The 4,789-nt window shown below is 73.7% G+C and carries 4 protein-coding genes; 1 reads left to right on the forward strand and 3 read right to left on the reverse strand.

All coding sequences use genetic code 11. The features are described 5' to 3' along the window. The 3 genes from I9P22_RS23120 to I9P22_RS23130 all read right to left on the reverse strand — a co-directional run. Positions 1–745 (reverse strand): transglycosylase domain-containing protein (locus tag I9P22_RS23120; protein WP_199262488.1); only part of this gene is annotated, 745 nt, incomplete at its 3' end. Positions 746–877: 132 nt separating this feature from the next. Next, positions 878–2,038, reverse strand: a complete 1,161-nt coding sequence (locus tag I9P22_RS23125; RefSeq protein WP_199262489.1) for a YcjF family protein — start codon at positions 2,036–2,038, stop codon at positions 878–880. 9 nt (positions 2,039–2,047) lie between these two features. Continuing rightward, a complete protein-coding gene (locus I9P22_RS23130; RefSeq protein WP_199262491.1) occupies positions 2,048–3,415 on the reverse strand; it encodes a YcjX family GTP-binding protein in 1,368 nt (455 codons plus the stop codon). Between the two features lie 98 nt (positions 3,416–3,513). Between I9P22_RS23130 and hrpB the strand changes: the two genes are divergently transcribed. Then, positions 3,514–4,789 (forward strand): ATP-dependent helicase HrpB (hrpB, locus tag I9P22_RS23135; RefSeq protein ID WP_199262493.1); only part of this gene is annotated, 1,276 nt, incomplete at its 3' end.

The following is a 4,789-nucleotide window of genomic DNA, read 5'->3' on the forward strand; positions in this document are numbered from 1 at the left end:
CCCGCGGGACCGGCTCCTCCATCGCCGCCCGCGCATCGGCGTCGGAGATCAACCCGGTCCGCGCCGCCCGGGCCAGCACCCGGTCCCGTGCCGCCCTGGCCGCCTCGGGGAAACGGTCCGGCCGCCGGCCCTCGGGCGATTGCGGCAGCGCCACCAGCAGCGCCGCCTGGGCGGGCGACAGGCGCCGCGGCTCCTTGCCGAACCATTGCAGGCTGGCCGCCCGGATGCCCTCGACATTGGCGCCATAGGGGGCAAGGCGCAGGTAAAGCGCCAGGATCCCGCGCTTGCCCAGCCGCCGCTCCAAGGCCAGGGCCAGCCGCATCTGCCGCGCCTTGCCGGCCCATTGCCCGGTCGGCCCCGCCTCGATCAGCCGCGCCACCTGCATGGTCAGGGTCGAGCCGCCCGAGACCACCCGCCCATGCCGCAGCGCCTGCCAGCCGGCGCGCAGCAGCGCCCGCGCATCGACGCCGGCATGGCGAGGAAACCGCCGGTCCTCCCAAAGCATCAGCATGTCGAGAAACAGCGGATCGACCGGCCCGGCATCCAGCCGCCAGCGCCCCTCCGCGACCTGGAAGGCGCGCAGCAGCGTGCCGTCCCGCGCCACCACCTCGACCCCGACCGGCACCTCCAGCCGCGGCAGGGCGGTCGCATCGACCCAGGCGTCGAAACGGTCCCGCGCCCCGGCCCCGATGCCCAGGACCAGGACGGCAGCCATCAGCGACAGGGCGAAACGGCGCGATCTCATGCCCGATTCATAGGCCGGATCCGGCCAGACCGCATCTTCTTTGCTCCCCAAATACCCAAAAAACCGCGACACAGCCCGGCGCCGGCCGCTTTCACCGTTTCCTGAATAGTCCTGCCACCGCGCAGCCCGCGCCTATTTCGCCTCGTCCTCGCCGAACAGCCCCTTCAGCCCCCGTGCGATCAGGTTGCCGACCCGCGGCCGCGGCTGGTGGATGAAGGGCAGCGGCCGGCAGACCTCCATCGCCGCGATGCCGACGCGGGCGGTCAGGGCGCCGTTCACCACCCCCTCGCCGAAGCGTTTCGAGACCTTCGCCAGCAGGCCGCCGCCGGCGACGGTATGGATCAGGTCGTCGCCGGCCGCGACGGCGCCGGTGGCGACCAGATGCGTCATCACCGTGCGTGCCAGCCGCCAGCCGCCGACGGCGCCGGCGCGGCCGCCATAGATCTCGGCCATGCGGCGGATCATGCGCAGGTTCGCCGCCAGCGCCGCGATGACGTCGGCCAGCGCCAGCGGGATCAGCGCGGTGGCAGCGGCGACGGTGCGGGCGGCGGCCTCGATCTCGCGCCGCGCCTCGAGGTCCAGCGGCGCCAGCAGCTCGGTCTCGGCCAGGGCGATCAGCGTCCCGGCGTCATAGGCCTCCGCCCTGCGCTCGCGCAGCCGGGTCAGGCCCCATTCCAGCTCGGGCCGGGCGCGATAGAGGCTCTCCATCCGATCGACCACATGCTGCGCCGCCATGAGGTCGCCCGAGGCCAGCGCCGCCCCCGCCGCGCGGTTGATGCCGTCGATGGCGGCAAAGCGCGACCAGGCGCGATATTCGCGAAAGGCCATCCCCAGGGCGGCCAGGCAGAACAGCACCATCAGCGCGATGCCGATCCAGCCGAGCAACGGGTAGCTGTTCAGCAGGTCGGTCAGATAGCGCAGCGCCGCCACGGACAGCAGAAAGGTGAACAGCGCCACCCCGGTATTGAGGAAGAAGCGCGTCAGCCGCGACGGTCCCCGCCCGACCAGCCGCGCCACCAGCTGCATGGTGCGCGGCTGCGGCAGCGGCGGGGCGTCGCCATCGTCGATCATCGGCGCATCGGTGGGCGAGGGCGCGGCCTCGCCCTGGCGCCACTCGGCCCGCGGCGCCTTGCGGTCGCGCCGGTCGGGACGGCCTGGTTCGTCCGGGGGCGGGGCCGATTCGTCCGGGGTCGGTTCGCCTGGGGCTGGCTCGGGGCGGCCGGCCTCGGGGGCGGGCGGTGGCGCGCCCATTTCCAGCAGCACCGGGCCGCGGCGTTTCGGGGGTTCAGCCATGGCGCCCTCCTATAGCCTGTCGCCGATCAGGAACTCGGCCGCGCGGTCCAGCCGGATATGCGGCGGCCCGTCGCCCGGCCGCAGCGTGCCGGGGGCCGGGGCGAAATCCATGATCGCATAATCGCCGTCCAGCCAGCGCGTCGCGCCCTGGCTGGCCGGCACCAGCAGCTCGGCCGGGTTGGCCGGCAGATCGCCCGGATAGAAGGCCGCCTGCCGCCCGTCCATCAGCGTGCCGCGCACCGCGGGCAGGTCCTCGCCTGCCTCTCGGATCATCTCCTCGGTGGTGGTGCGCAGCGAGGCGATGGACATGGCCTCGGTGCGCGCGCCCGAGAAATCGGCGCGGTCGCGGGCCTCGCGCAGCATGGCGGCGGTGATCGCGGTCAGGCGCGGGTGCTGGATGTGGTGCAGGTGGTCGGCCTTGGTGGCGGCGAACAGGATGCGCCCCACCCGGCGCGCGCCCAGAAGCTGCGCCAGCCAGCCGGCCCGGCCGGGACGGAAGGCGGTCAGGATGTCGGCCATGGCGCGGCGCATGTCCTCGACCGCCGGCGGGCCGGCATGGATGGCGCCCAGCACGTCCATCAGCACCACCTGCCGGTCGATGCGGGCGAAATGGTCGCGGAAGAACGGCTTCACCACCCGCGCCTTGTAGGCCCCGAAGCGGCGGGCGAATTCCCGGCCCAGGGGCGTCGCCCGCATCTCGGGCGGCAGGGGCGTGAAGGTCAGCGCCGGTGAGCCGTCCAGTTCCCCGGGCATCAGGAAACGGCCGGGTGTGCAGTCCGACCAGCCCGCCTCGCGCGCCAGATGCAGGTGCCTCGTATAGGCCGCGGCCAGCGCCTGTGCCGCCGTCTCGTCAAAGCGGGCCGGGTCGGTGGCGGCCAGCGCGGCCCGGAAATCCCCGGCGCCGGGGCGGCGTTCCATGCGCGCCAGCACCTCCTGCGACCATTGGTCGAAATCCTTCTCCATCAGCCGCAGGTCCAAGAGCCACTCGCCCGGATAGTCCACGATGTCGAGATGCAGCACCTGCTGGCCGCGCCAGCCGGCGATTAGCCCGCGCGGCTGGATGCGCAGCGACAGGCGCAGCTGGCTGACATGGCGCGTGCCCTCGGGCCAATGCGGGTCGGGGCCGGTCATCGCCGCCAGATGCCGTTCGTAATCGAAGCGCGGCACGGTGTCGTCGGGCTGCGGCTGCAGCCAGGCGGCTTTCAGCGAGCCGTCGGCGGCGGCCCGCAGCGCCGCCATGCGGCCGCGGTCGAGCAGATTTGCGACCAGAGAGGTGATGAACACGGTCTTGCCGGCCCGCGACAGCCCGGTCACCCCCAGCCGGATCACCGGGTCCGAGATGCCCAGGCCCTGCATCAGATCGTCGGCGATACCCATTCCGTCCCTCGCTTTGGTCGGGTCAAGATAGGCAGGCCGGCGGCGGATGTGTAGGGGCACCTCTTTTCGCCCCGACGGCGCTTTGCCATAAGGCGGGGATGCAGCTGCCCATCGACGCCGTATTGCCCGACCTGACCGCCGCGCTGGCCGCGCATGGCCGCGCCGTGCTGATGGCGCCGCCCGGCGCCGGCAAGACCACCCGTGTGCCCCTGGCGCTGCTGCCCGTCATCCCCGGCCGCATCACCATGCTGGAGCCGCGCCGCCTTGCCGCCCGCGCCGCGGCCGAGCGCATGGCCGAGACGCTGGGCGAGCCCCTGGGCCGCACCGTCGGCTATCGCATCCGCGGCGAGGCGGTGCCGGGCGCCCGCATCGAGGTGGTGACCGAGGGCATCCTGACCCGGATGATCCAGTCCGACCCCGAGCTTTCGGGTGTCGGCTGCGTGATCTTCGATGAATTCCACGAGCGCAGCCTGAACGCCGACCTGGGCCTGGCCCTGACATGGGAGGCGCGCCAGGCGCTGCGGCCCGACCTGGCGCTGCTGGTGATGTCGGCGACGCTGGATGCCGAGCCTGTCGCGGCGCTGATGGAGGGCGCGTCGGTGATCCGCTCGGAAGGTCGGGCCTTTCCGGTCGAGACGCGATGGCTGGACCGCCCCCTGCCCGCGGGCGCCCGGCTGGTCCCCGAGGCCGCGCGGCTGATCACCCAGGCCGAGGCGGCGACGCGCGACATCGGCGGCACCATCCTGGCCTTCCTGCCGGGCGAGGGCGAGATCCGCCGCGTCCAGGCCATGCTGGACGTCCCGGCCGAGGTGCTGCCGCTTTACGGCGCCATGGATTTCAAGGCGCAGCGCGCGGCCCTGCAGCCCGCGGGCGGCGGGCGGCGGATCGTGCTGGCGACTGCGATCGCGGAAACCTCGCTGACCATTCCCGACGTGAAGGTGGTGGTCGATGCCGGCCGGGCGCGGCGGGCGCGCTTCGACCCCGGCTCGGGCATGTCGCGGCTGGTGACCGAGCGCGTCAGTCGTGCCGAGGCCGAGCAGCGCCGCGGCCGTGCCGGCCGGGTGGCGCCGGGCATCTGCTATCGCATGTGGGCGCGGGCCGAGGAGGGGGCGCTGCCCGCCTTCGCCCCGCCCGAGATCGCCGTGGCCGACCTGGCCGGGCTGGCGCTGGAGCTGGCGATCTGGGGCTCGGACGGGCGCGACCTGGCCTTCCTGACCCCGCCGCCCGAGGCTGCGCTCTCCGAGGCGCGGGCGCTGCTGCGCGACCTCGGCGCGCTGGACGCGGGCAACCGCATAACCCCGCACGGCCGGCGTCTGGCGCCGCTGCCGCTGCATCCGCGGCTGGCGCATATGCTGGTCACGGCCGGGCGCGACG

Origin of the sequence: Paracoccus binzhouensis (assembly GCF_016446475.1) — a bacterium.
In the GTDB taxonomy this organism is placed as follows: domain Bacteria; phylum Pseudomonadota; class Alphaproteobacteria; order Rhodobacterales; family Rhodobacteraceae; genus Paracoccus; species Paracoccus binzhouensis.